Source organism: Microbacterium sp. UBA1097 (assembly GCF_002313585.1).
GTDB lineage: Bacteria > Actinomycetota > Actinomycetes > Actinomycetales > Microbacteriaceae > Microbacterium.
Window position 1 is genome coordinate 1 of record NZ_DCBW01000056.1, and the last position, 24765, is coordinate 24765.

The window sequence follows — 24765 nt, forward strand, 5'->3', positions numbered from 1 at the left end:
CGGCGACGCCCGATCCACCGGCGAGGAGAGTCCTGTCATGCACGCGAACTTTACCTGGTATATGAATCATCTTTCAGTTAGCGTGAGTGCCGTGCGATGACGCACCTCGGCATCCGCTCGCTGGAGAGGGATGCCCGTGCTCCGACCGGGACGACCGTGCGATGGCGCCCGGGGCGATGGCCGGGGCGCCGACGAAGGGATGACGCATGTTCTCTCGTGTCCGAAAGCGCGCAATCGGCGCGCTCCTGGCGGCCGGCTTGGCGGTGGCGGGCCTGGCCGTCGCAGCTCCCGCCGCTCAGGCGATCACCTGTCCCCCGGGATTCGAGACCCTGCCCGGCTGCACGAACGGCGGCGGTGGATCGGGTGGCGGCTCGACCGGCGGCACCGGCACGTGGACGACCGAGACGATCGCCGGGATGTCGGTGCGCCTGTACACCCCGACGACGGCTGCCGCCCTGCCTTCCGGTCGCGCGCTGATGATCTCGCTCCACGGATGCGTGCAGAAGGCATCCGATCTGCAGTCCGCGGGCAACTGGGCACAGACTGCTGACGAGTACGGCATGATCGTCGCGCTGCCGGATGCCCCGAACGGCGGAGTCATCCTCGGCTGCTGGGACTATTACGACGCGAATCACTCGCGCAGCGCGCCATCGCGCCACGACGACAACCTGCTTTCGCTGGCCTCGACACTCACCGCCCGCACGAGCCTCGATATCGACGCCGACCAGGTGTACGTCTCGGGACTTTCGTCCGGGGGCGGGCAGACGATGGTCATGGGATGCCTCGCGCCTGACGTGTTCGCCGGGATGGGCATCAACGCCGGACCGACGGTGGGCACCACCTCCGGTCAGATCTCGTCGGTGGCGGTCTCGAAGAACCAAGGAGTATCGACGTGCACGGGCTTCGCCAGCTCGGCATCCGGCGCCTTCGACACGCAGCTGACCTCGGTCGTCTACGGCAGCAATGACTCGACTGTCGCGCCCGGGTACAACACGCTGAACGGTCAGATCATGGCTGACATCTACGACGCCGATCAGACCTCGAGCTTCGGCCTGTCGGGCCTTGCCGGCACCAACACGTCGGGTTCGGGGACGCTGTACTCGGATGCCGAAGGGCCTCGGGTCTCCGTCATCCAGAACACCGGGCTCGGCCACAACTGGCCAGCCGGTGCGGGATCGGGCGGCTCGTACATCAGCGCGAACAGCATCGACTACCCGGCTTACGTGACGGAGTTCTTCTTCGACAACAACCGCCGCGTCGACCGGTCAGGCGAGCCGACACCCACACCGACACCAACCGGAACGCCGACACCGACACCGACGGTCACTCCTTCGCCGACGCCGACAGTCCCGCCGAGCGACTGCGTGACCGCAACGAACGCCGCCCACAAGGCTGCGGGGCGGGCCACCTCCTACGGGGTGAACCCCTACAACCCGTATTACGCGATCGGAACCCAGGACTACCTCGGTCTCGGCGACGCCACCGTGACGAGTCTGCAGCGCATCTCGGCATCCTCCTGGGATCTCGTAAGCAGCTGCAGCTGACACGGATGCCGCGTGCAGCGCCCGCACCTAGGGTGGATGGATGGACATCGCCGAGGTGCGGGCGCTGCTGACGCCGGCGGGGCTCGACCTGCTGAACAGCCTCGGTCCGGTCTCCTCCAGCGACGAGGTGGCGCGCATCGTCTCACGGCTGCGTAGCGCCGGCCACTCCCCCGATCTGGTGTCGGCAGTGGTCACCCAGGCGCGGCTTCGGGAGCGCGCGCGGTCGAAGTTCGGCGACTTCGCGGGACGGATGCTGTTCACCCGCGCCGGTCTCGAGCAGGCGACACGCCTGTCGGTGGCAGCCCATCACGCCGGGCGGTTCCGTCGCGCGGGAATCGAGCACGTCGCAGACCTCGGCTGCGGGATCGGCGGTGATGCGCTGGCTCTGGCAAGTCTCGGCATCCGTGTCGGCGCCATCGACGCCGACGAGGTGACCGCGGCCCTCGCGACCGTCAATCTCGCACCGTTCGGGGCCGCGGTCACCGTGCGCCACGGGCTCGCTCAGGAGCAGGATCTCAGCGGGGTCGAGGCTGTCTGGCTTGACCCCGCCCGGCGCGAGGCGGGCGAGACGGGACGCGCGCGCGCTGACGACTGGTCGCCGCCGCTGGAGTGGGTCTTCGAACTCACCAGCCGGATGCCGGCCGGTATAAAGCTCGGGCCGGGACTCGATCGTGATCGCATCCCCGACGGGTACGAGGCGCAGTGGGTCAGTGCCGACGGCTCGACGATCGAGCTCGTGCTGTGGTCGGGCGCGCTCGCGCGCGAGGGCGTGACGCGGTCGGCGCTGATCCTGCGCGGGCAGCACGCCGCCGAGCTCACGGCGCCCGCAGACAGCGAGGACGAACCGGTGCGCGCGCTCGGACAGTTCATCCACGAACCCGACGGCGCAGTCATCCGTGCCCGGCTCATCGGACAGGTTGCGAGGTCGCTTCGGGCGGGGATGCTGGCGGAGAAGATCGCGTACCTCACCGGGGATGACGCGGTCACGAGCCCCTTCGTGCAGAGCTTCCGCGTGCGCGAGGTGCTCCCCTCCGACACGAAGAAGCTCGCGAGGGCGCTGAAGGAGCGCGATATCGGCATCCTCGAGATCAAGAAGCGGGGAGTGGATGTCGATCCCGCCGCCCTCCGTCAGAGCCTCAAGCTGAAGGGTGAGGAATCCGCGACCCTCATCATGACCCGTGTCGGGGGCTCCCGCGTCGCGATCCTTGCCGACCGCGTTCCGCCCGCCCCCTGACCTGACCTCTCGGCGGGCGACCCCTCCCGTTCGGTCGCGCCGTCCTGCGACATCCAGCCCACCCGACCCACAACACGGCGCGACCGAATCCACCGGGCCCGGGCCCTGGCCGGAGTCAGGTCAGCACGGCCCAGGCGTAGAGAAGCCAGCCGGCGCTGTAGAGGATCGACACACCGCCGAGCACGATAGCCCACACGGCGACGCGCCTGCTGTCCCGCGGATGCCGCAGCGCCATGATGCCCGCGACGATCGCGACGATCCCGATGACAAAGCCCCACCCGACGAACAGCGAGACAGCAAGGCCCACGATCGCGAACCCCAGGGCCCACCCCGCGAACCCCCGGTCGAAGCTCGCGGGCTCGACGGGTCCGGCATCCGGTTCCCACCCCGGGTGGTCCGGCGACGGGTCGGGGCCGCTGAGGGTGGTCGGCACATCGACCGGGGCCGTCGGAAACCGCGAGAACCCCCGAGAATGATCAGTCATCCTGCCTCCCCCGCGACCTGGATGTCGGTGATCGGCAGGGTCGAGTCGGCCCCGAAAGCCATCGTCGACGGGGCACGCCCGGCCATGATCAGTTCCGAGGCGAGCGCCGCGATCATTGCCCCATTATCGGTGCACAGCGACAGCGGCGGAATCCGCACCGTCACACCAGCCGCAGCGGCGCGCTCCAGCGCGACCTCGCGCAACCGCCGGTTCGCGATGACTCCGCCGCCCAGCAGCAGCCGCGGCACGCCATAGTCAGCGCACGCGGCCAGCGCTTTGGTGACGAGCACATCGACGACGGCCTCTCGGAAGGATGCGGCGACATCCGCTGTCGAGACGGGCTGGCCCGCGGCATCCTGCTGTTCGATCCAGCGCGCGACGGCTGTCTTCAGCCCCGAGAACGAGAAGTCGTAGCGGTGCTCGGCCAGGTCGCTCGCCCGCGAGAGCCCCCGCGGGAAACGGATCGCGTTCGGGTCCCCCGGTCGCGTCCCGCCGTTCCCGTCAGATCCGGATGCCGCGGCCCGGTCGATCTCGGGTCCCCCGGGGTAGGGCAGGCCGAGGATGCGGGCGATCTTGTCGAAGGCCTCGCCGGCGGCGTCATCCACGGTCTCGCCGAGCAGCTCGACGTCGCTCGTGAGATCGCGGACGAGCAGGAGCGACGTGTGGCCACCCGAGACCAGCAGCGCGATCGTCGGGTACTCCAGCGGCTCCGCGTCAGCGTCGAGGAGGTCTGCCGCGATGTGGCCCACGAGGTGGTTGACGGCATAGAGCGGCTTGTCGAGCGCAACGGCGAGCGCCTTCGCGGCGCCGACGCCGACCATGAGCGCCCCCGCGAGCCCCGGACCCGAGGTGACGGCGACGGCATCGATGTCGCCGAGCTGGACCTGCGCCTCGGCGAGCGCCGCTTCGATCGTCGGTTGCAGCGCCTCGAGGTGTGCGCGCGCGGCGACCTCGGGGACTACTCCGCCATAGCGGGCGTGTTCGTCCATGCTCGAGGCGATCGTGTTCGAGAGCAGTGTGCGCCCGCGCACGATACCGATGCCGGTCTCGTCGCAGCTGGTCTCGATCCCGAGGACGAGCGGTTCGGCGGCGCTCACGTGCACACTCCCCCGGATGCGACGGCGGTGGGTTCATTTCCGGCGGCCTCGCGACGCGCCGCATCCCACCCCACGAGGTCGAGCTGCATGATGATCGCGTCCACATCGTCGGGCTGGTAATAGCGCGGGCGACGCCCGGTCTCGATGAAGCCCTCGCGGCGATACAGGCCTCGGGCTACCGGGTTGTCGTCGCGCACTTCGAGGAAGACGGTCCGTGCGCCCGCGTTGCGGGCGCACTCGAGAAGCGCGGCGAGCAGCATCCGTCCGCGGCCTGTGCCTCGCTCGGCGGCATCGAGCGCGATGGTCTGAATGTCGGCATCAGCTGCCCCTCGCACTGCGCGCACCCCGCCGTAGCCGATGACCCGCCCCGCCTCTTCGACCACCAGGTATGAGCCATGCGGCGACGCGAGTTCGCCGGCCATCATCGCCTCTGACCACGCGTCGGAGGGAAACGAGGCCCGCTCGATTGCCATGATCGCGGCGAGGTCGTCGGCGGTTGCGGGGCGGATGCTCATACGCCCACCTTCTTCGGCCCGGCGGATATCGTCACGTCGGGCGAGCGCAGATAGAGCGCGTCACGGGGGCCGACCTCGCGCCCCGCCGCGAGCGACCGCGCGGCGACCAGTGCGACCATGGCTGCCGAGACCGCCGTCGTGTCGCGGCGCTCCGCACCAAGCCCGGTGAGCACGGCCTCGATCTCGTCGCGCGGGGTGAGGGCGGGTTCGGTGACCCGGACCGGCAGGCCGTCGTCGTCCACGCCCTCGTAGACCGTGTAGGCGAACTCGCGGCGGCGGGCGTCGGTGACGATCGCGAAACGCTCGGCACCCGTCTCACCGGCGAGGGCCTGATCGAGCAGGATGCCGAGGGCTGCAGCATCGTGGCTGACCACCGGGACCACGGGGATGCCGCGCCCGAGCGCAAAGGTGCGGGCTGCTGCGATGCCGACGCGCAGGCCGGTGAAGGGGCCGGGGCCCATACCCGCCGCTACCGCCGTGATCTCTGGACGCTCACCGGGTGTGCCGGCGCCGGCGTGTCCGAGGGGTGCATCGGCGCGCGCCGTGCCGAGCACGGTATGGAGCAGATCGCCGATGACTTCGGCGTGTCCGAGCGGGTTCGCGCTCAAGGCCTCGGCAAGCACCACGCCATCTACCTCGACGACCGCCACCGCGGTGCCGACCGAGGTATCGATGCCGAGAATCACCTATCCAGGGTATCCGCGCCCGGGCACCCGGCAGCTGCGTGCCGTTTGCAGGCCCACTTGCCGCCGCGGGCGTGTTTTAAGCGCGTGGCACCTGATTCATCCTGCGTTCGGCCCGGGCAGGACCGCCCGCGCGGTGGCGGGGGCGCATTGCCCGCGGCCCGACGAGCCCGCGGGCCCCGCCGTCTCTGCCCCACGTGTGCGGCTGAACGATGCATGAGCTGCACATCAATGCGCCGCGCATGCACAGAAGTGCCGCACACGTGGGATCAGCGCGCGAACCAGCGCCGAGCCCCGACCGATCAGGAGGGCTCGCGACGGATGCTGACAAGGCGCGGCGCGTCGGCGGCGAGGTCTTCCGTAGCCCGCGAGTACGTGCCGCAGGCGGTGTCGACGCCCGTACCATGCCACTCGCGCTGCAGCTCGACATCCCACCAGTGATCGCGCAGGCCCGACACCATCCCGCGCCCCCACTCGACCACGACGACCGAGCCGTCGTAGTCGATGTCGAGGTCATCGAGCTCTGCCGCAGATCCCAGGCGGTAGGCGTCAACGTGCACCAGTGGCGCCCCGCCGACGAGCGACGGGTGGGTCCGCGCGAGCACGAAGGTCGGACTCTGGATGGGGCCGCGCACGCCGAGCCCCTCGCCGATCCCGCGGGTGAGGGTCGTCTTGCCGGCGCCGAGGACCCCGGTGAGCACGACGAGGTCGCCCGGATGCAGCATCCGTCCCATCTGCACCCCGAGGGCGTGCATGTCGGCGGGGCTCGTGATCTCCCGGTCGCCGATCAGGGCATCCAAGCCGCTCACGACGACACCTGCCGCCGCGGCACGCGCGGACCGATCCGGGTCACGATCTCATAGTTGATCGTGTCGGCGGCGCGCGCCCAGTCGTCGGCGGACGGGACGCCGAGCGTCGGGTCGCCGAACAGCACTGCCTCGTCGCCCACCGCCACCGGGTGGTCACCGACATCCACGACAAACTGATCCATGGCGACGCGTCCGGCTACCGAGAACGGCTTGCCGCCGATCCAGACCGGCCCCCGCCCGGAGGCGTTTCGCGGCACCCCGTCGGCGTACCCGATCGGGATGAGCGCAAGGGTGCTCTCGCGCTCGGTGCGGTGCTGATACCCGTACGAGACGCCGTGTCCGGCATCCACGCGGCGCACCGCGGCGACTGCCGCGCGCAGTGTCATCGCGGGGCGCAGGCCCACATCCGCGGAGCTGCGGTCGGCGAACGGCGAGAGGCCGTAGATCCCGATACCCAGCCGCACGCATCCGAGCCGTGTCTCGGGCAGGGCGATCGCGGCGTGGGTGGCAGCGAGGTGGCGAAGCGGCGGCGCGAGACCGAGCGCTGCCGCCGAGCCCGCGGCATCCAGGAACACGCGCAGCGCCGCGCGGTCGTCCTCGGCGCTCGTGTTCGAGAGGTGGCTGAACAGTCCGATCACCCGCAGCTTGCCGATGCGCTCGAGCCGCGCGGCCTCGGCGAAGACAACACCGTAGTCAGCCGGCGCGACGCCGTTGCGCCCGAGCCCGGTCTCAAGCTTGAGGTGCACACCGACGGGTCGGTCGACTGACGCCGCGGCCGAGGCCTGCTGCAGCTGGTCGAAACTCGAGATGCCCAGCTCGATGCCAGCCCCGGCAGCTTCGCGGAACGAGGTCCCGGGCGCGTGCAGCCAGGCGAGGATCGGGGCGGTGATGCCCGCCCGGCGCAGGGCGAGTGCCTCGGTGATGTCTGAGACGCCGATTCGCGTCGCACCGCCCGCCAGCGCCGCGACGGCGGACCGCGTCGCGCCGTGGCCATACCCGTCGGCCTTCACGACCGCGATGACCTCGGAGTTCGTCATCCGTCGCAGGTGCTGCACATTCGCGGCGATCGCTGCGACATCGACGGATGCCTCGCGCAGCGTCCCCTCCGGCAATCTCGACCCCGGCATCACGCTCATGCCGTTCCCTCCTGGTCCTCGACCGCTTCCGCGAACTCAGCCCCTGTCGCCGAACCCACACCGTCCGCGTCAGCCCACACCTTTTCCGCGGGGGATGCTGTGGGTTCGGCACCGGGCGTGTGGGTTCGCGCCCGCGGCTCCGCAGCGGACTCCGCGATGACGTAGGCGGTCGCCAGGTGCGCGTCGTGAGACATCGACAGGTGCAGGGTCGTGATCGACCGCGCGGCGATGACCTCGGCGGTTGACCCGGTGAGGCTGAACCAGGGGCGACCGGATGCCTCGGGCGTGACCTCGATCTCGGTCCAGTGCACGCCGTCCGACCCGCCGAGGGCCTTGATGAGCGCTTCCTTCGCGGCGTAGCGTGCAGCCAGAGACCGTGGTTTCAGCATCCGTTCAGCCGGCGAGAAGAGCCGCGTGAGCAGCTTCGGGGTGCGCGCTATCGTCCGTTCGAAGCGTTCGATGTCGACCAGGTCGACGCCGATCCCGACGATCATGGGCTCTCCTCAGCCGGCGGCGGTGACGGATGCCGCAGCATCCGCCACCCTATCGCTGGCTGGTATCAGGCGCTGGCTGGTATCAGGCGCTGGCTGGTATCAGGCGCTGGCTGGTATCGGCCGCCCCGCTTGTGTCAGGAGGCGATGCGACGCCGGACCAGGATTCCGGCGCCGACAAGGATCGCCACGAGCGCGAGAGCACCGGCGATGCCGAGCGGGAGCCCGTCGGCACCTGTCTGCGCCATCACGCCGTCGCTGATCACTGCCTGCCCGGCAGCCCCCTCGACGGTGACCGTCGCCCATCCGATCACGCCGCTGCTGTTCTGGACGACGAGTGTGTGGGTGCCGGCCGGCACGGACGCCGGAACGGTGGCCGTCACGGTTCCGCCCGCAACCTTCGTCCATCCCGAGATCAGGGTGGGCGTGGAGTGGAGCCACACCTGGACCCACTCTCCGTCATGACCCGGCACCGAGATGGTGATCGGGTCGCCGACACGGAGCGTTCCCGACGGAGCGATGGCGCCTTCGAGCGATGGGTCGAGGTCTGCGACGCTCACGGGAACCGTGTTCTCGGTCGGCCTGCCGTCACTGTCACCGCTACCGGAGCCATCGCCATCACCCGAGCCACCGCCACCGGGGTTGTCGCCACCGCCGGGGCCCGAGGCAGCGAGCACCGTAAGGGTACGGACCTCGGAATCAGCTGCTGCACCGAAGGGGTCGACCGATGACGCATACCAGCCGTACTCGCCGGGTGCGGCATCCCACGTCACCGAGGTCGTCGCGCCACTCTCAACGTCACTCACCGCGCCGATCTCGTGCGATGTCAGGATGTCGACCCGAACGCCGTCGGTGCGCAGCACCTTCTGAGCGGGTTGGATGCCGAGAGCGGCATACGGCATCGTGAACTCCTGGTGCTCGGGATCGAGCGAGGGGTCATCGGCGTCGTAGTCGTCGAGCGAGGGCGAGTACGTGCGCGCGATGATCTGCTGGTTCTCGTTGTCGAAGTGGAGGAGGCGGAGGTAGCCGAGACCGCCCTCAGCCAGGCCCTGATAGTCGAACAGGATCTGGTAGACCTGACGGTCGTCCGTCCCGTCACCGTCGTCGTCGAAGCCGTCGATGCGGGTGTACGCGTCGTGGTAGTGACCTGAGAACACCATCCGCACGTTGGGGTTCGTGGCGATGACCTCGTCATAGATCTGCTGCGGGATCGGCCCGAGACCTCCCGTGGTCAGCATGTACTCGTGCAGGTTCAGCACCACGATCCGCTCGGGGTACTGAGCGAGAACTTCGTTCATCCAGGCGATCTCGTCGTCGCCGGGGCCCCAGCCCATGTAGAGCATCAGAAAGTCGATGCCACCGGCGGTGATGAGGTCGTAGTGGCCGCGGTTGTTCTTGTAGTCGCCGCCCCACCAGGGGTTTTCCTGGTAGCGGTCAGCCCCGAAGTAGGTGCCGTAGTTGGTGTAGTCGACCTCCTTGTGGCCGACGTCGTGGTTGCCCGCCAGCACGCCGTAGGGCAGACCCGCATCGTCGAGCTTCTGGTATTCCGGGTCGGCGTAGTCCCACTGCCACAGCTGGTCGTAGTCGTCCACGATGTCGCCGGTGTGGAACAGGTACTGCAGGTTCAGGTCAGACCGCTCGGCCAGCAGGTAGTCGTGGATCGCTGTTTGGTGCTGGTGGAACTCCTCGTTGTAGTACTGCGTGTCGGATTCGACAGCGAGGGTGAAGTCGTACTGCGAGCGGAGCGTGTCATCGGCATTCCGCGGCTCGACCGCGCTCTCGCGTGACGACAGGTTCTCGCCGGCGAACCCTTCGGAGTGCTGCACGAGCAGTCGCACGGTGCCGTCGAGAGCGTAGTCGGCGACCGGCAGGACAGCGTCGAGACTGACCGTCGTGACGTCATCCGTCGTGACGAGACGATCGACCTCATCCCACGCGCCGTCGACGCCGAGCGCATAGAGCAGCAGCTTGGCGTCGGCGTTGGCCGAGCCCTCCCAGTGCACCCGGACGCGGGCGTCATCCCCGGCGTCGGCGGGGACCGTCGCGTCGAACAGGTGGTACGGGAACGCGGTGTCGGATGCCTCGACGAGTGTCTCGCCGTCGAACGTGCCGAGCTGGGCTGCCTCGTCGGCGGTGAGGTTCCGCGCACCGGAGCGGTCGGTCGTGTCGGCGGTGCCGACGGTGCCGGTCGCCGCCGTGACACCGTCGCCCACGCTCAGCGCGTGCCCTTCGGCGAAGGTCACGTCAAGGAGGTCGCCGGTGGGGTCGACGGCCCGTGCCTCGAGGGTCACCGAACCCTCCTCGAGGCTGGCACCGTCGGCCGGCGACACCAGCGTGACGGCGGGGTGTTCGACGGGAGTGCGGAAGGCGATGACCCGTTCAGTGACGTTGCCAGCGGCATCCGTCGCGGTGATCACGACCTCGTGGTCGCCCTCGGCAAGTGTCAGCGACGACGTCTCGTAGGGCAGCGCAATCACGCGGCCGTCGAGGGTCGTCTCCAGCGAGACGAGACCGGAGCCGATGTCGCTCGCCTGCGCGTCGATCGTGAACGTGCCCTGGTAGAGCTTGTCCGCCTCGAGATCGGTCGTGACGTCAGGCAGCGTGTTGTCGACACGAACCTGCGCGTCGACCTCGGTACCACCATCGGATGCCGAGACGAGGTGCTCACCGTCGGCCACCGCGGTGGTGTCCCAGGCGTAACTGACGGCCGTGGCGGCGTCGGCCGGGATGGTGAACGTCGCGTCGTAGTAGTCGTACTTGCCGGCGCTGTCGCCCATCGCGAGCACTGCTGTCGGATCGTCGTAACCGGCAGGCGTCAGTGTGCGGCCGTCGGGCAGGATGAGCCGCAAGCCCTTGATCGAGAAGTCATCATTGTTCTCGTCGAGGTTGATCTCGGGCGCGGCCTTGGTGCCGGCCCACACGCTGACGGTCACGCTCTGGCCAGCGGTGACGTAGTCGAGCGGAACCGCGGTCGAGATGGTGTCCCAGCCCGAGTAGATCCCGTCGTCGAAGATGTGCAGGACGTCGTCACCGGCCTTCACGCCGTTGCGGAAGAAGGTGTCGACACCGCTCGCCTCGAACGCGAACACCGGTGCCGCCTCCAGCTGAGGCGTCGCCGCGACAGGGGCACCGTCGATGCTGAGCTCGACCTCGGCGGGGTAGGTGTCGCCGCCCGCGATCAGTCCCACCTCACCGCGTACCCACTGCTCGTCGGTGACGTTCAGGCGCACCGGCGACGTGTCGACCCCGGCAAGGGCCACGCGAACCGGACCCACGACCGACTCGTTTGTTCCGTCGCTGGCAACGACCGTGTACTCGAACCAGCGCTTGCCGGTGAGGTCGGCAGCGGCGATCGGCAGGACGTAGCCATCGGCGCCGTCCGAGACGATCTCGTGGCGGATCGGCTGTGCGTCAAGGTTGCTGCGCACGGTGATCGAGAGAGTCTTGACCTGGATGTCGTCAGTGGACTGGACGGCAATCTCGAAGTCCATGCCGGGGGCGATCTCGGCTGCCGTCTGGTCGGCGATCTCGGGAGCCGTGGTGTCAGCCGGCACGATCATCAGTCCGTCGTCGACCTGCTCGGGGGCGATGGCCCCGGGCGTCGCGCCGGAGGTCCCGAGCTTGGTCTGCAGAGTCAGGTCGTCGTGGTTGACGGCGTACTGGATCGGCTGGTCGGCGGTCGTATCGTCGACGCCACCAAGGTTGTAGTACGCGCGGTTGACGGTGAATCCGGTGTTCGTGGTGATCTCGAGCCCTCGAGCGGAGGAGTTCGACATCCCGCCCGAGCGGATCTCGAACAGGCTCTCATCGGCGATGAGTGAGCTTCCGAAGTGGGCGTTGAAGTCGGCTGCCGTAAGCGCGTCGTTGGCGCCGTTCTTGATCCAGAAGACGATCGTGCCGCCCGCGGGGATGACCGCGTCACGAACGGTCGCCGGCCACAGCGTCGTCGATGAGTTGGTGAGGTCGGCCAGCGGGTAGAGGTATTTCAGGGTGTAGTCCGAGAAGTCGACCGGGGCGCTCGTGGCGTTGTAGACCTCGACGAACTCGTACGCATCGGACCCGCCGACATTCGCCGTGTCTGGCGCGACCTCGGTGATCTGCAGCGGCGCCGTCACGAGATCGGCATCGGGTTGCGGAGCGAACGGTGCCGGGACGAGCGTGTCTGCCGGAATGACACCGGGCGTTGGCGCCACCGTCGCCTCGAGCACAGCCATCATCGTTTCGGTCAGGCGGGCCGGCAAACGGTAGTTCACGCTCGTGCCGCTCCCCACCTCTCCGGCCTCGTACCAGGCTTCGGTGATGACGGTCTCGCCCGAGACCAGACGGATGCCGCGACCCCCGCCGTTCGCAAACCCCGACTGGCCCGTGATCGGGATGACGGTGAGCTCAGCGTCAGCGTTGTAGAACGCACGGAAGTCGTCGGCGGTGTAACCGTCGGTGTTCGGCGAGTACTGGAGCCACAGCAGCGCCGCCTCACCGGCGGGGATGACACTTCCCGCGGGGAAGGCGAGAGCCTTGGAGCTCGACACGTAGTCGTAGACGACAGTCGTGTTGGTGGCAGTGAGGTCGATGTCGTGATCGGTGGTGTTGTAGACCTCGACGTACTCCCAGCGATCGGTGCCCTCGTTGTCGGGCGCGAACTCGGTGACGATCAGGTCGCGGGGTGCGATCTCGACGACCGGTTCCGGTTCCTCGGCGATGAGCGCCTCGGGAACCACCACGCCGGGCGTCGCATCGGCAAGCGTCGACAGGACTGCCGCAGAGGTGCCGGATGCCGGAACCTGGAAGTGCACGCTCAGGTCGGTGCCCGCACCGCCGACGGGGACGAAGGCGCGCGAGACCTCGGCATCCGCGACGCTCAGCCGAACTCCGCGACCGCCCCCATTTGCCATCCCGGACTGGCCGGTGACGCGGACGACGTCGTAGTCGGTCTGGGGCTGGGTCGCGGCGAAGTGGGAGCGGAAGTCGTCGACGGTCTTGGCGAAGCTGTCGACGGTCGAGGTGGTGTAGCTCAGCCAGAGCACGAGCGTCTCGCCCGCGTCGATGACGGTTCCGGGCTCGACGGTCAGCGGCACGTCCGAGGACCTGTCGTCGCTGTCTGCGTAGATGTACGACAGTCCGACACTGTCGAGATCCAGGTCGACCGCTTCGGTGCCCAAGTTGTGGACCTCGATGAACTCGAAATCGTCATAGCCCACGTTGTCGGGAGCGATCTCGGTGATCAGGAGGTGCGGTGTCTCCGACGCCGCTGCGGCCGGTGCGGCAACCACCAGGGGTGTGGCCAGAATCGCGGTTGCGGTGAGGAGAGAGAACGGACGGAACAGGCGCGCAGGCGTGGAGAGAGACATCAACAGCTTTCGTCTGGAGCAAACCCTGCGAACCTACGAGGCCGATGTGACCACTGGCGACGCCGAGGTGAACACACCGTGACAGGCGGATGAGCACTCGGTGCCCCCGCGATTCGCTCCCCGACCGGCGCCGTCTCCACCCGCCGGGTCAGTCGCGCAGCGCGGCGAATCTCTCGTCGTAGACGGGCCGCAGCTGGGCGAATCGCGCGTCCCACGCGGCGTCGTCGACGAGGACGGCATCGGGCGCTGCCAGCCCCTGCGCCAAGAGCTCGAGATAGCTCTGCCACCCGGCCCCGTAGAGGATTGACTGGATGCCGTGATGCGAAAGCGTCAGGCGGGTTCCTGCGGCGTCGGGTGCGAGGCTCACCGTGAGCTCGGTGGGGTCCTCACCCACGGCGTGCCAGGTGGTCGTGAAGCCCCGCGGTGGAGCGCACGAGGTCACCACACCGCGACACCACACCTCGCCGTCCGATCCCAGCACCTCCCACGCACCGCCCTCGCGCAGATCGCCGCGGTAGGTCGCCATCCACCGCGACAGCCGCTCGGTGGTCGTGACTGCCGACCACAGGTCGTCGATGTCGGTCGCATAGACCTCGGAGTACTCGAGGTGGTACCGGTCGCCGTCGCGCGTGATCCGTGGAGCGCCGAGGGTCATGATGCCTCCTGGTCGGGAGTGATGGGAATGCCGGATGCCGCTGACAGGCGAGGCTCGGCAGCGGCCTCGCCGCGTCGCCGCGCCGACCTGCCGCGCGCGATCTCGGTGTGCAGAGCGTCGAGACGTTGGGAAAGGGGTGCGCGCAGCCGGTCGAGGTACGTCGCAGCAGCGTCGAGGCCGTCGGCGCGAAGGTGATAGATCCGCCGGGCGCCATCGATCTCGGCATCCGCGAAGCCGTTCTCACGCAGCAGCCGCAGGTGCCGCGAGATGGCGGGCTGGCTGATGGCGAACTCGCCGCCGACCAGGTCAACGAGCACACCTGCGGGCTGCGGGCCGTGGGAGAGCACCTCGAGCAGTCGGCGCCGAACCGGATCGCCGAGGATGTCGAGGGCGTGCATGAGATCTTTATATCAGTCTCACGTTATATAGTCGAGGAGCAAAGGAGACAGTCGGCAGCATCGGTCGGATCGATCGACATCGGTCGGATGCCGCAGCGCGGAGCATCCGATAGAAGCGGCAGTATTCGACCGAAGCCTCGAGCCGGGACTACTCGACCGTGACGGACTTCGCGAGGTTGCGCGGCTGGTCGACGTCGAGCCCCTTGGCCGTGGCAAGGCCCATCGCGAAGATGTGCAGCGGCACGACGGCAAGCAGCGGCTCGAACAGCGGGTCTGCCAGCGGGATGCGCAGCACCTCGTCGGCGTAGGGCAGCACGGCAGCATCCCCCTCTTCGGCGACCGCGATGATGCGGGCACCGCGAGCGCGGATCTCCTGGATGTTGGAGACCACCTTCGAGTGCAGCAGCGGTGAGTGCCGCGGCGAGGGCACGATCACGAAGACCGGCTGACCCGGCTCGATGAGGGCGATGGGGCCGTGCTTGAGCTCGCCGGCCGCGAAGCCCTCGGCGTGGATGTAGGAGATCTCCTTGAGCTTGAGCGCACCCTCGAGTGCGATCGGGTAGCCCACGTGGCGTCCGAGGAAGAGCACCGACTGGGTGTCGCCCATCCACCGCGCGAACTGCTCGATGTGCTCCTGCTCGCCCTCGAGGACCCGCGCGATCTTCTCGGGAACACCCTCGAGTTCGAGGACCTGCTGGCGGATCTCGGTGTCGCTGAGGGTTCCGCGCACGTGCGAGATGTGCAGTGCAAGCAGGTAGAGCGCCGTGATCTGCGCGACGAACGCCTTGGTCGAAGCGACAGCGACCTCGGGCCCCGCGTGCGTGTAGACGATCGCATCCGACTCGCGCGGGATCGTCGCCCCCTGCGTGTTGCAGATCGACAGGGTCTTGGCGCCGCGCTCGCGCGCGTACTTGACGGCCATGAGCGTGTCCATCGTCTCGCCGGACTGGCTGATCGAGACAACGAGAGTGTCGGACCCGATGACCGGGTCGCGGTAGCGGAATTCATGGGCGAGCTCGACATCGGCCGGCACCCGCGCCCACTGCTCGATGGCGTACTTGCCGACCATGCCCGCATAGGCTGCCGTTCCGCAGGCGACGACGATGACACGGGTGATGCCGGCGAACAGGTCGTCGAGGCCGTCGAGTTCGGGGATCGATACGACCCCGTCACGGATGCGTCCCCGCACCGTGTTCGCGACAGCTTCGGGCTCCTCCGACACCTCCTTGGCCATGAACGATGACCATCCGCCCTTGTCGGCGGCTGCGGCATCCCACAGCACCTCGAACGGCTCGACGCCGACCGGGTTGCCGTCGAAGTCTGTCACCTCGACCCCGTCGGGGGTGATGGCGACGATCTCGTCCTGCCCGATCGCGAGAGCCTGACGGGTGTGCTCGACGAAGGCTGCAACGTCGGATGCGAGGAAGTTCTCGCCCTCGCCGAGTCCGATCACCAGGGGCGAGTTGCGGCGGGCGCCGACGACGAGGCCCGGGTTGTCGCGGTGCATCGCGAGGAGGGTGAAGGCGCCGTCGAGGCGGCGGACGACCGACCGGAACGCGGCGACGAGGTCGCCGCCGTGCGCGCGATACTCGCGTCCCAGCAGCACCGCCGCCACCTCGGTGTCGGTCTCGCTGCGAAACTCGTAACCCTCTTCGCGCAACTCGTTCTTGATCGCGGCGAAGTTCTCGATGATGCCGTTGTGGATCAGCGCGAGCTTGTCGTCGTCTGCAAGATGCGGGTGGGCGTTGGCATCCGTGGGGCCACCGTGGGTCGCCCAGCGCGTGTGCCCGATGCCCGTCGTGCCCGGGGGCAGCGGATGCTCGGAGAGGTCATCGCGCAAGACACCGAGCTTGCCCGCCCGCTTGCGCATACCCAGGTGGCCGTCGCCGTCGATGACGGCAATGCCCGCCGAGTCGTAGCCGCGGTACTCCAGGCGCGACAGTCCAGCAATGAGGATGGGCTGACTCTCACGCGGCCCGACATATCCGACGATTCCACACATTCCACACATGCTACGGGTCGCGGATGCGCTCATCCTGCGCCGCCGCCGGGAATACGCGACAGCGCCGTCTGCGGGACGCCCCGAGCGTCGCGACTGCACTACCCGCGGGACGCCCCGAGCGTCGCGACGATATCCCGGGCGACGTCGTCGTTCTCGAACAGGCGATCGTGCGCACACGGCCCCGCAAGTGGGGGGATGCCACCGAATCGCTCGGTGAGATCGCCGAAGTCCGCCGACCCGACGGTGGTCGTGAGGTCGACGGTCACCTCACAGCGGGCGATGAAGCTGGAGTCGGCATCCGCCGTCGCTGAAGTGACCTCCACGATGCCGTCCCCCGCCTCGAACACCTGGTCAAGCGCGGGTGCGAGATCCAGACCGAACACGCCAGCTGCGTCGCGCAGAGCCGTGAAGATCTCTGGGGGCACGAGTCCCGCCGTCAGGTGGATGCGATAGTCGCCGGCGATTGCGTGCACGTTCAGACTGCTCGGCCACTCAGGCACACTCGAGAGCTCGGCCGAACCCGCTCGAAGCGCCTGGCCGCCGTCACCAGCGACGGCGAAGACAGTCCGGACGCTGGGCGGGATGTCGCACCCGACGCGAGCATCCGACTCCATCTCACGGTTGCAGATCCCGACGATCGCGGGCAAGGCGATCTGAGCGATGACCGACGCCGACGAGAACAGGGACTCTGTCGCATCGCCGAGCACCGACACCACTGACGCGACCTCGGACCCCTCGTTCGGGGTCGCGACGGTGATGACCTGACCGACGTGCGAGGCTACGCCCTCGTTCGATCCCCCGAGGGCGTAGCGAAGCGCGAGCCCTCCCATCGAATGCGCGACGATGTCAACGGTGTCGCCTGACGCCTCGGCGAGACACTCGATCGCTCCGGCGAGCGCGGGTGCGGTCGCCGTGTGCCCGACCCACAGTGCGGCCACGGAGGAGTAGTCGAAGGCGAACACTGACGTGTCGGGAAGCTCCGATAGGCGCTCTTGCAGCGAGCGCAGATCGACGGCGGGGTCGCCGCCCGATGACCACTCGACCGGCCGAGAGAACGGCGAATTGGCGATACCCGTGCTCGTCGTGACCGGTCTCGGTCCCGCCTCCGACTCCGGCATGGCGGTGCTGAGCCACCCGTGCACGAGCAGGACGGGGTTTTGCACCGGGTCCTCGTCGGAGCCGGTGAGTCGCACGAGGTGGGGCGACACTCCGGCGAGGCAGGATGCCGCATTCGTCGCGCCGCCGGCGGTCGATGCGGCGGGTTCGGAGGTCACAAAACGCGAGACGGATGCCCCAGAATCGACCACGTCGCCGGGCGAAGCCGAAGCGACCGCGGGTACGCCGATCAGCGCCCCTGCCGCAATCGCCGACAGGAACGTCACGCCGAAGAAGCGCCCACGCCCGTTAGGGAGCAGAGCTTTCATACGGCCCCCGATGACCACCCCGCATGAAACATCTTTACCATGACGATCGGCGTGTCGCGATATCGGTGAAGCCCTGACCGTGCTGGGACCGCTCCCATGCCCCGCCGGTTGGAGAATCCGCCGATCTGCGCCCCTTTCGGGCGCACAGCGCGCTGCTAGACCTTGCGCAGGAGGACGCGGTCGACGGCGTGATTGGCGGCCTTCTGCAGCACGAGGGTCGCCCGATGTTTGGTGGGCAGGACGTTCTCGATCAGGTTCGGCAGGTTGATCTCGTTCCAGAACCCGAGGGCGGTCTCGACCGCCGTCTCGTCGGTCAGATCGGAGAAGACGTTGAAGAACGAGCCCGGGTCGGCGAAGGCACCGTGTTTGAGAGCGAGGAAGCGGTCGACGAACCACTGCGTGATGTGTTCGGGATCGGCATCCACGTAGATGGAGAAGTCGAACAGGTCGCTGACTGCCACCTCGTTGGGCGAGGGCGGCGGCTGGAGCACGTTCAGTCCCTCGACGATGACGACATCCGGGCGCCGAACCGTGATGACGGCATCCGGAACGATGTCGTACTTCATGTGGGAGTAGAAGGGAGCGCGGACCTCGGGCGCCCCACTCTTGACGTCGGTGAGGAACTGTACGAGCGCGCGCCGGTCGTAGGACTCGGGGAAGCCCTTGCGGTGCATGATGCCGCGGCGCTCGAGCTCCGCGTTGGGGTAGAGGAAGCCGTCGGTGGTCACGAGCTCGACGCGCGGGGTGTCGAGCCAGCGGCTCATGAGCTCGCGCAGCAGGCGCGCGATGGTGGACTTGCCGACGGCGACTGATCCGGCGACGCCGACCACGAACGGGGTGGTCGAGTCGTTTTCCTGCAGGAACGCGCTGGTGTCGGCTCCGATCCGCCGGGTTGCGCCCGCGTACAGGCTCAGGAGGCGACTGAGCGGGAGGTACACCTCGCGCACTTCGTCGAGGTCGAGGCGATCCCCAAGGCCGCGAAGCGACACGATCTCGGTTTCGGTGAGCGGCTGACGCATGTCGGCAGCGAGCCTCGCCCACTCGGGGCGCAGGATCTCACGGTAGAGCTGCGGGTTGAGTTGCTCGCGGGCGTCGAGGGCTGCGGCATCGCTGGGCACGGGGCCATCGTAACCCCCATGCGAGTTGTCCTTCCCTCAGCCGAGTTGTCCTTCCCTCAGCCGAGTTGTCCTGGATGGCTCACTACACTGTCGCTCGTCGGAGCACGTCGACGCTGTGGTCGCCGCACGAGGAGACGGAGGATGCACGCGTGGACGACGAGTCGATGCTCACTCGAACGCGATGGGCGCGCCGCGGCGCTCTCGGCATCCTGGCGATCATCGCTCTGGTCGCCGTGATCGGGCTTCCCCTGTATGTCTTCCCGGCAGTTCCCGCGGCGCCCAAAGCCGACCTTCTCTATGTGATCGGCCCACCGACTGCGACCCGCATCGCGGATGCCGAGAGCCTGCGCGATCAGGGAATCGCTGACGAGGTCCTGGTGTCAGTGCCGGCATCGGGGCCGGACTCGGCGGATGAACTCGCCTACTGCTGGCGGGCTTATGTGACCTGTCGCACTCCCGACCCGTTCACGACGCGGGGGGAAGCAGCGATGCTCGACGCCTATGCGACCGACGATGAGAGCGTCATCGTGTTGACCTACACGCCGCACGTGCTGCGTACGCGCTACATTTTCGGCGCGTGCGCGGATGCCGACGTCACCGTGATCCCCGTCGACGAGAGCCTGAACCTGTCGCGCTGGATCTACAACTACGCCTATCAGACTGCCGCCTTCGCGAAGGCGTGGATCGTCGGTTGTGCGGCACCGCCCTCCGACGCCCTGCCCTGAGGCCTCGTCTGATGCGCCGGGCCGAACGCAGGCGCGATCGTCATTGGTGGCGCACCTGAGCCACTGGCCACGGCGTTCATCCTGCAATCGGCACGACAACGACCGGGCACGGATGCCTACCCGAGCCACCGATAAGCTGACCCCCGTGCGTCTGGGCGTCCTCGACATCGGCTCCAATACCGTCCATCTTCTCGTCGCCGACGCTCACCCCGGCGGCCGCCCACTCGCCTCCACGAGCCACCGATCCGTGTTGCGCCTCATGAGGTACGTCACGCCCGACGGCGCGATCAGCGAGGAGGGGATCGCCGCGCTCGTGGATGCCGTGTCACAAGCCCGCGTGGTCGCCGAACGCGAGAAGGTCGACGAGTTCCTCGCGACGGCGACCTCCGCGGTGCGCGAGGCCACCAACGGAACCGAGGTGATCGCGCGAATCGAGGCAGCGCTCGGCCAACCGCTCCAGGTTCTCGGGGGCGTTTCGGAGGCCCGGTTCACGTTCCTCGCGGTGCGGCGGTGGTTCGGCTGGTCGGCCGGTCAGATCCTGCTCTTCGATATCGGCGGCGGGTCTCTGGAGATCGCGGCGGGAAGTGACGAGCTCCCGGATGAAGCGGCATCCGTGCCCCTCGGCGCTGGACGCATGACGATCGCCTACCTGCCGGATGACCCGCCCGGCGAGGAGGCCGTCGATCGTCTTCGGACACACGCCCGCCAGACGCTCAAGCCGCTGACCAAGACTTTCGGTGCGCTCCCCCGACCTGATCACACCGTCGGCTCATCCAAGGCGATCCGGTCGCTGGCCAAACTCGTCGGCTACCCGATGCCCGGGTGGTCGGGCAGCGAACGGATGATGCTCCCCCGCGCTGCGCTCGGGTCGTGGATCCCGCGCTTGGCGCGCATTCCGGCATCCGCTCGCCAGGAACTGCCCGGAATCACCGCGGATCGGACCTTCCAGATCGTCGCGGGTGCGGTTGTGCTTCACGAGGCGATGCGCGCGATGGATGTCGAAGAGCTCGAGGTGAGCCCGTGGGCCCTGCGCGAGGGCGTGCTGCTCCGCTACATCGAGTCCATGGGCTGGGGCTGATCGGGCACCTGCCGCGACAGTTCGGCACCACGGTCGATGGTGCAACAGCGCAGATCGTGCTCGGCGCGCCGGTGCCGGTCCGTGGGCGCCGGCGCGTCGGCCAGGACGTGCGTGGTCCAGTTGCCCGTGGCGATGCCTCCCCGGTAGTTGTTCCCGGTCGAATAGAGGTAGCCGTCGCCCGCGGTGTTCCCGAATCCCCAAATGAAGTAGTTGCCGCTCTGCGAGGGCGAGACGATGACGTCCATTGCGACGGTCACCGAGTCGAGCCCGGCGATGAGGTTGTCGGGAAGGTCGACGTAGTCGTCGGTGCCGTCGAGTGTCACACCCTCCGCGCCGAGGAGCGTCGGTTAGCCGATGTAGGCGGCGTCGTGGCCGTTGCCCGAGCTATCGGCGGCTACCGTGCCGCTCGTCTCGTCGAGCGCGTAGTGCGCGACGAGGTGCTAGGAAAATCCCAGCTTCTCCCATCGATAGAGCGCGGGGCGGTGGGCGCGAATCTCGCGAACCCATGCGCCGCATGCCTGTGAGCGCTCCCATGCCCGCGACGACGCGCGCACGAAAGTTCGCGCGGCCTCTCGGTGGCTAACTCCTCAAAGACGACGGAGTGTGAGCCAGATCACGCCGCGGTTGCACCGTTCACGTAACTGATCTGAGGAGTTAGCCACGCGCCGAGCCGGCGAGGGATGCCGCCGGACGGATGCCTGGAGGGGCGGCTCAGACGGGAAGACTGAGGCGTTCGCGCACGACGTCGGCGAGCGCCTCGGCGTGAGCGTGAGCGGTCTCGGCATCTGCAGCCTCGACCATCACCCGAACGAGCGGTTCGGTTCCGGAGGGGCGCAGCAGGACACGGCCTGACTGACCGAGTGCCGCGGCGACGCGGGCGACGGCATCCTGAACCGCGTCGTCTGTCGCGACCAGAGACCTGTCGACTCCCTGCACGTTCACAAGCACCTGCGGGTACACGGTCATGATCGAGGCGAGCTCGGCGAGCGAACGTCCGGTCCGGGCCATCTCCGACATGAGGTGCAGCCCCGTCAGCAGGCCGTCGCCGGTGGTGGCGAACCGAGACATGATGACGTGTCCGGACTGCTCGCCGCCGAGGGCGAAACCGCCCTCGTTCATGCGCTCCAGCACGTACCGGTCGCCGACGGCGGTCTGTTCGACACGGATGCCGTGATCGGCCATCGCACGATGCAGGCCGAGGTTGCTCATGACCGTGGCGACGAGAGTGTCGTCGGTGAGCTCCCCACGGTCTTTGAGCGCGACGGCGAGGATAGCCATGATCTGATCGCCGTCGATGACCTGGCCGGCAGCGTCCACGGCAAGGCACCGGTCGGCGTCGCCGTCGTGCGCGATGCCGAGGTCGGCGCCGTGGGCGACGACAGCTGCCGCAAGCTGATCGAGGTGAGTCGAACCGACACCGTCGTTGATGTTGAGACCGTCAGGGTCGGCGCCGATGACAGTCACCCGGGCCCCGGCATCCGAGAAGGTCTCGGGCGAGACACCGGATGCCGCGCCGTGGGCGCAGTCGAGCACGACGTGAAGCCCGTCGAGCCGATGCGGCAGGGACTGCAGGAGGTGGAGGACGTAACGGTCCTCGGCATCGGAGAATCGGCTGATCCGACCGACGCCGGCGCCCGTCGGCTGCAGCTTCTCACCGCTCATGGCGGCCTCGATGCGCGCCTCGACGACGTCGGGCAGCTTCACGCCGCCGCGAGCGAAGATCTTGATGCCGTTGTCGGGAGCGGGGTTGTGGGATGCCGACACCATGACCCCGAAGTCGGCGTCATGATCGCCGACGAGGTAGGCCAGGGCGGGCGTCGGAAGGACGCCGGCGTCGAGCACGTCGACGCCCGAGGAGGCGAGTCCCGCCGAAACGGCGGCGACGAGGAACTCCCCCGAGACGCGCGGGTCGCGCGCGACGACGGCGGTGAGCCGCTTGCCCGCGGCGCGGCGGGCGTCAGCGGTGCGTCCTTGGCCCAGGACGACAGCGGTCGCCTGGGCCAAGGACAACGCGAGATCGGCGGTGAGGATGCCGTTGGCAAGCCCTCGTACGCCGTCCGTGCCGAACAGCGGCATGGTGCGCGGTGGCGAAGCGATTAACGCTTCGAGTACTGCGGAGCCTTGCGCGCCTTCTTGAGACCGGCCTTCTTGCGCTCCTTGACGCGAGCGTCGCGCGAGAGGAAGCCGGCCTTCTTGAGGGCCGGGCGGTTGTTCTCGGCGTCGATCTCGTTGAGCGCACGGGCGATGCCCAGGCGCAGCGCACCTGCCTGGCCCGAGGGGCCGCCACCCTGGATGCGGGCGATGACGTCGTAGGCGCCGGTGAGGTTCAGCAGGGTGAAGGGGTCGGTCACGAGCTGCTGGTGCAGCTTGTTCGGGAAGTAGTTCTCGAACGTGCGGCCGTTGACGGTGATGGTGCCGGTGCCGGGGACCAGGCGCACGCGCGCGATGGCCTCCTTGCGGCGGCCCACTGCCGCGCCGGGGACGTTGAGCACGGGACGTGCAGCCTCAACGGCCTCGACGTCGACGGCGGATTCGGTGGTGTAGCTGGTGGGCTCGGTTGCGGTGGTGTCGTTCGCCACGAGTATGTCCTTCTGGGTCTGTCCGGCGCTTACTGGGCGACCTGGTCGAGCGTGTATGTCTTGGGCTGCTGAGCGGCGTGCGGGTGCTCGGCACCGACGTACACCTTCAGCTTGGACAGCTGCTGGCGACCCAGGCTGTTCTTGGGGAGCATTCCGCGGATGGCCTTCTCGACGGCGCGGACGGGGTTCTTCTCGAGCAGCTCGCTGTACGCGACGGCCTTCAGGCCGCCCGGGTATCCGGAGTGGCGGTAGGCCATCTTCTTCTCGAGCTTCTGGCCGGTGAGGGCAACCTTGTCGGCGTTGATGATGATGACGTGGTCGCCGCTGTCAACGTGCGGTGCGAAGGTCGCCTTGTGCTTGCCGCGCAGGAGCGCTGCAGCGTGGGAGGCGAGGCGGCCGAGAACGACGTCGGTGGCGTCGATCACGAGCCATTCGCGCTGGATTTCGCCAGCCTTGGGGGTGAATGTGCGCGTCACGATAGTGCTGCTTTCTGGTTCGAACGGAGGAGTTCGTGAATCCCGCTCCGGGGTGGTTCCGAGGCCGAAGGCCGCCGAACACGCCAGTGGAGGGCTCACGTTCGCGGTGATCTGCCGCAGTGAGGCAGGCACCAAAGGACTAGCTTACGGCATCCGGATGCAGGAAGCGAACCGTCGACGCCGCTCCCGTGGCGCACCGCCGTCGGTCGCAACGGCGCACGGCGGCCGCGACACTCCGCAGATGTGGGGGGCGGCACCGGCGTGTGTGCCAAACGGTGCGCCGTTGCTCCCCCCGGGGGGCCTAGGCCGCGAGTGCGCGCTACACCGGCGCAGTGACCGGAATACCGACGCTCTGTGCGGCATCCGCGAACCGGTCGTCATAGGTGAGAACGGTGTCAACGCCCAGGCGAACAGCGCATGCCAGATGCAGCGCGTCGAGGGTGCGCAGGGCACGGCCGGGTAGCACTCCTGCCTCGCGGTAGACAGCTGGTGTCAGCCCGTAGAGGGCGACGTGATCGAGGAGGGCGGAGATGTCCAGCTGCGGGATGCTGTGGCGCACCCCCACGCGCCGCAACTCGGTCTCGAGCAGCATGCCGGCGACGAGCTCGACGGAACCGTCATCGACCCACGCGGCTAGCGCCGCTGACTCGGGCTCGTCAATCACCAGCTTGGCTGCCGCCGACGTATCGATATACGCCCGCGTCACCGCTCGGATCGCAGTTCGTCAAGAGTCTCGCGGACGCTCCCCCGGATGCTGTGTCGAGTGAGTGATCCGATCCTGTCGGATGCTGTCGCCGCGCGAACGAGGGGGAGTTCGGCAGCCTGCTCTCCGCTCGGCACGATCGAGGCGACGGGAACGCCGTCGTTGGTCACGACATACGTTTCACCGTCTTGCACACCGCGCAGCACGTTTGCGCTGTTGTTGCGCATTTCTCGATGGCTGATGGTGGGCATACCCCGAATGTACCA

The 24765-nt window shown here is 68.3% G+C and carries 22 protein-coding genes and 1 pseudogene; 4 read left to right on the forward strand and 19 right to left on the reverse strand.

Annotated elements, in window-relative coordinates:
- Positions 1-206: 206 nt before the first annotated feature.
- Positions 207-1544 (forward strand): PHB depolymerase family esterase, encoded by a 1338-nt coding sequence (locus B4F19_RS13115; protein ID WP_228177200.1) that lies wholly within the window; start codon positions 207-209, stop codon positions 1542-1544.
- A 40-nt stretch (positions 1545-1584) separates the two neighbouring features.
- Entirely contained in the window at positions 1585-2778 is a 1194-nt protein-coding gene (locus tag B4F19_RS13120; RefSeq protein ID WP_292735570.1) for a class I SAM-dependent methyltransferase, read from the forward strand.
- A gap of 115 nt (positions 2779-2893) precedes the next feature.
- Here the strand turns inward: B4F19_RS13120 and B4F19_RS13125 are convergent, their stop codons facing one another.
- The 13 genes and pseudogenes from B4F19_RS13125 to coaA form a co-directional block, all read right to left on the reverse strand.
- Positions 2894-3262, reverse strand: coding sequence for a DUF4190 domain-containing protein (locus B4F19_RS13125; RefSeq protein WP_292735573.1), 369 nt, complete (start codon positions 3260-3262; stop codon positions 2894-2896).
- The gene (gene tsaD / locus B4F19_RS13130; RefSeq protein ID WP_228177203.1) at positions 3259-4359 is read right to left on the reverse strand and encodes a tRNA (adenosine(37)-N6)-threonylcarbamoyltransferase complex transferase subunit TsaD; all 1101 of its coding nucleotides are present in this window, start codon (positions 4357-4359) and stop codon (positions 3259-3261) included. Before tsaD ends, B4F19_RS13125 begins: the two co-directional genes overlap by 4 nt.
- On the reverse strand, positions 4356-4874 hold the full coding sequence (gene rimI, locus B4F19_RS13135; RefSeq protein ID WP_292735575.1) for a ribosomal protein S18-alanine N-acetyltransferase: 519 nt from the start codon (positions 4872-4874) through the stop codon (positions 4356-4358). The genes tsaD and rimI overlap by 4 nt, the downstream gene beginning before the upstream one ends.
- Positions 4871-5560 carry a tRNA (adenosine(37)-N6)-threonylcarbamoyltransferase complex dimerization subunit type 1 TsaB gene (gene tsaB / locus B4F19_RS13140; protein WP_292735577.1) on the reverse strand — a complete coding sequence of 230 codons (690 nt, stop codon included), beginning with the start codon at positions 5558-5560 and terminating at the stop codon, positions 4871-4873. Before tsaB ends, rimI begins: the two co-directional genes overlap by 4 nt.
- Positions 5561-5859: 299 nt before the next feature.
- Complete coding sequence (gene tsaE, locus B4F19_RS13145; RefSeq protein WP_228177206.1) at positions 5860-6366, reverse strand: tRNA (adenosine(37)-N6)-threonylcarbamoyltransferase complex ATPase subunit type 1 TsaE; 507 nt, start codon at positions 6364-6366, stop codon at positions 5860-5862.
- Positions 6363-7502, reverse strand: coding sequence for an alanine racemase (alr, locus tag B4F19_RS13150; RefSeq protein WP_292735580.1), 1140 nt, complete (start codon positions 7500-7502; stop codon positions 6363-6365). The genes tsaE and alr overlap by 4 nt, the downstream gene beginning before the upstream one ends.
- A gap of 140 nt (positions 7503-7642) precedes the next feature.
- Positions 7643-7996: pseudogene (locus B4F19_RS13155) on the reverse strand (holo-ACP synthase); the annotation flags it as partial.
- 134 nt (positions 7997-8130) lie between these two features.
- Positions 8131-13341 carry a lamin tail domain-containing protein gene (locus B4F19_RS13160; RefSeq protein WP_292735583.1) on the reverse strand — a complete coding sequence of 1737 codons (5211 nt, stop codon included), beginning with the start codon at positions 13339-13341 and terminating at the stop codon, positions 8131-8133.
- Positions 13342-13489: 148 nt separating this feature from the next.
- Entirely contained in the window at positions 13490-13996 is a 507-nt protein-coding gene (locus B4F19_RS13165) for an SRPBCC domain-containing protein (protein WP_292735586.1), read from the reverse strand.
- A complete protein-coding gene (locus B4F19_RS13170) occupies positions 13993-14394 on the reverse strand; it encodes an ArsR/SmtB family transcription factor (RefSeq protein WP_292735589.1) in 402 nt (133 codons plus the stop codon). The genes B4F19_RS13165 and B4F19_RS13170 overlap by 4 nt, the downstream gene beginning before the upstream one ends.
- Positions 14395-14542: 148 nt before the next feature.
- Entirely contained in the window at positions 14543-16396 is a 1854-nt protein-coding gene (gene glmS / locus B4F19_RS13175) for a glutamine--fructose-6-phosphate transaminase (isomerizing) (protein WP_292735592.1), read from the reverse strand.
- Positions 16397-16494: 98 nt separating this feature from the next.
- Complete coding sequence (locus B4F19_RS13180) at positions 16495-17820, reverse strand: esterase/lipase family protein (RefSeq protein ID WP_292735595.1); 1326 nt, start codon at positions 17818-17820, stop codon at positions 16495-16497.
- A 155-nt stretch (positions 17821-17975) separates the two neighbouring features.
- Positions 17976-18938, reverse strand: coding sequence for a type I pantothenate kinase (coaA, locus tag B4F19_RS13185; protein ID WP_292729300.1), 963 nt, complete (start codon positions 18936-18938; stop codon positions 17976-17978).
- Positions 18939-19012: 74 nt separating this feature from the next.
- On the opposite strand from coaA, the gene B4F19_RS13190 reads away from it, so the two are divergent.
- Both B4F19_RS13190 and B4F19_RS13195 read left to right on the forward strand, forming a co-directional pair.
- Positions 19013-19663 (forward strand): YdcF family protein, encoded by a 651-nt coding sequence (locus tag B4F19_RS13190; protein ID WP_292729298.1) that lies wholly within the window; start codon positions 19013-19015, stop codon positions 19661-19663.
- Between the two features lie 145 nt (positions 19664-19808).
- The gene (locus tag B4F19_RS13195; protein ID WP_292729296.1) at positions 19809-20741 is read left to right on the forward strand and encodes a Ppx/GppA phosphatase family protein; all 933 of its coding nucleotides are present in this window, start codon (positions 19809-19811) and stop codon (positions 20739-20741) included.
- On the opposite strand, the gene B4F19_RS13200 is transcribed toward B4F19_RS13195, so the two are convergent.
- The 6 genes from B4F19_RS13200 to B4F19_RS13225 all read right to left on the reverse strand — a co-directional run bounded on the left by B4F19_RS13200 (position 20714) and on the right by B4F19_RS13225 (position 24750).
- The gene (locus B4F19_RS13200; RefSeq protein WP_292735598.1) at positions 20714-21064 is read right to left on the reverse strand and encodes a hypothetical protein; all 351 of its coding nucleotides are present in this window, start codon (positions 21062-21064) and stop codon (positions 20714-20716) included. The genes B4F19_RS13195 and B4F19_RS13200 overlap by 28 nt on opposite strands.
- Positions 21065-21452: 388 nt before the next feature.
- Positions 21453-22817 (reverse strand): phosphoglucosamine mutase, encoded by a 1365-nt coding sequence (glmM, locus tag B4F19_RS13205; RefSeq protein ID WP_292735601.1) that lies wholly within the window; start codon positions 22815-22817, stop codon positions 21453-21455.
- A 20-nt stretch (positions 22818-22837) separates the two neighbouring features.
- On the reverse strand, positions 22838-23320 hold the full coding sequence (rpsI, locus tag B4F19_RS13210; RefSeq protein ID WP_292729292.1) for a 30S ribosomal protein S9: 483 nt from the start codon (positions 23318-23320) through the stop codon (positions 22838-22840).
- Positions 23321-23349: 29 nt separating this feature from the next.
- Positions 23350-23796, reverse strand: a complete 447-nt coding sequence (gene rplM, locus B4F19_RS13215) for a 50S ribosomal protein L13 (protein WP_228177219.1) — start codon at positions 23794-23796, stop codon at positions 23350-23352.
- Positions 23797-24115: 319 nt separating this feature from the next.
- Complete coding sequence (locus B4F19_RS13220; protein ID WP_292735603.1) at positions 24116-24502, reverse strand: type II toxin-antitoxin system VapC family toxin; 387 nt, start codon at positions 24500-24502, stop codon at positions 24116-24118.
- Entirely contained in the window at positions 24499-24750 is a 252-nt protein-coding gene (locus tag B4F19_RS13225; protein ID WP_292735605.1) for a type II toxin-antitoxin system Phd/YefM family antitoxin, read from the reverse strand. Before B4F19_RS13225 ends, B4F19_RS13220 begins: the two co-directional genes overlap by 4 nt.
- Positions 24751-24765 lie beyond the last annotated feature (15 nt).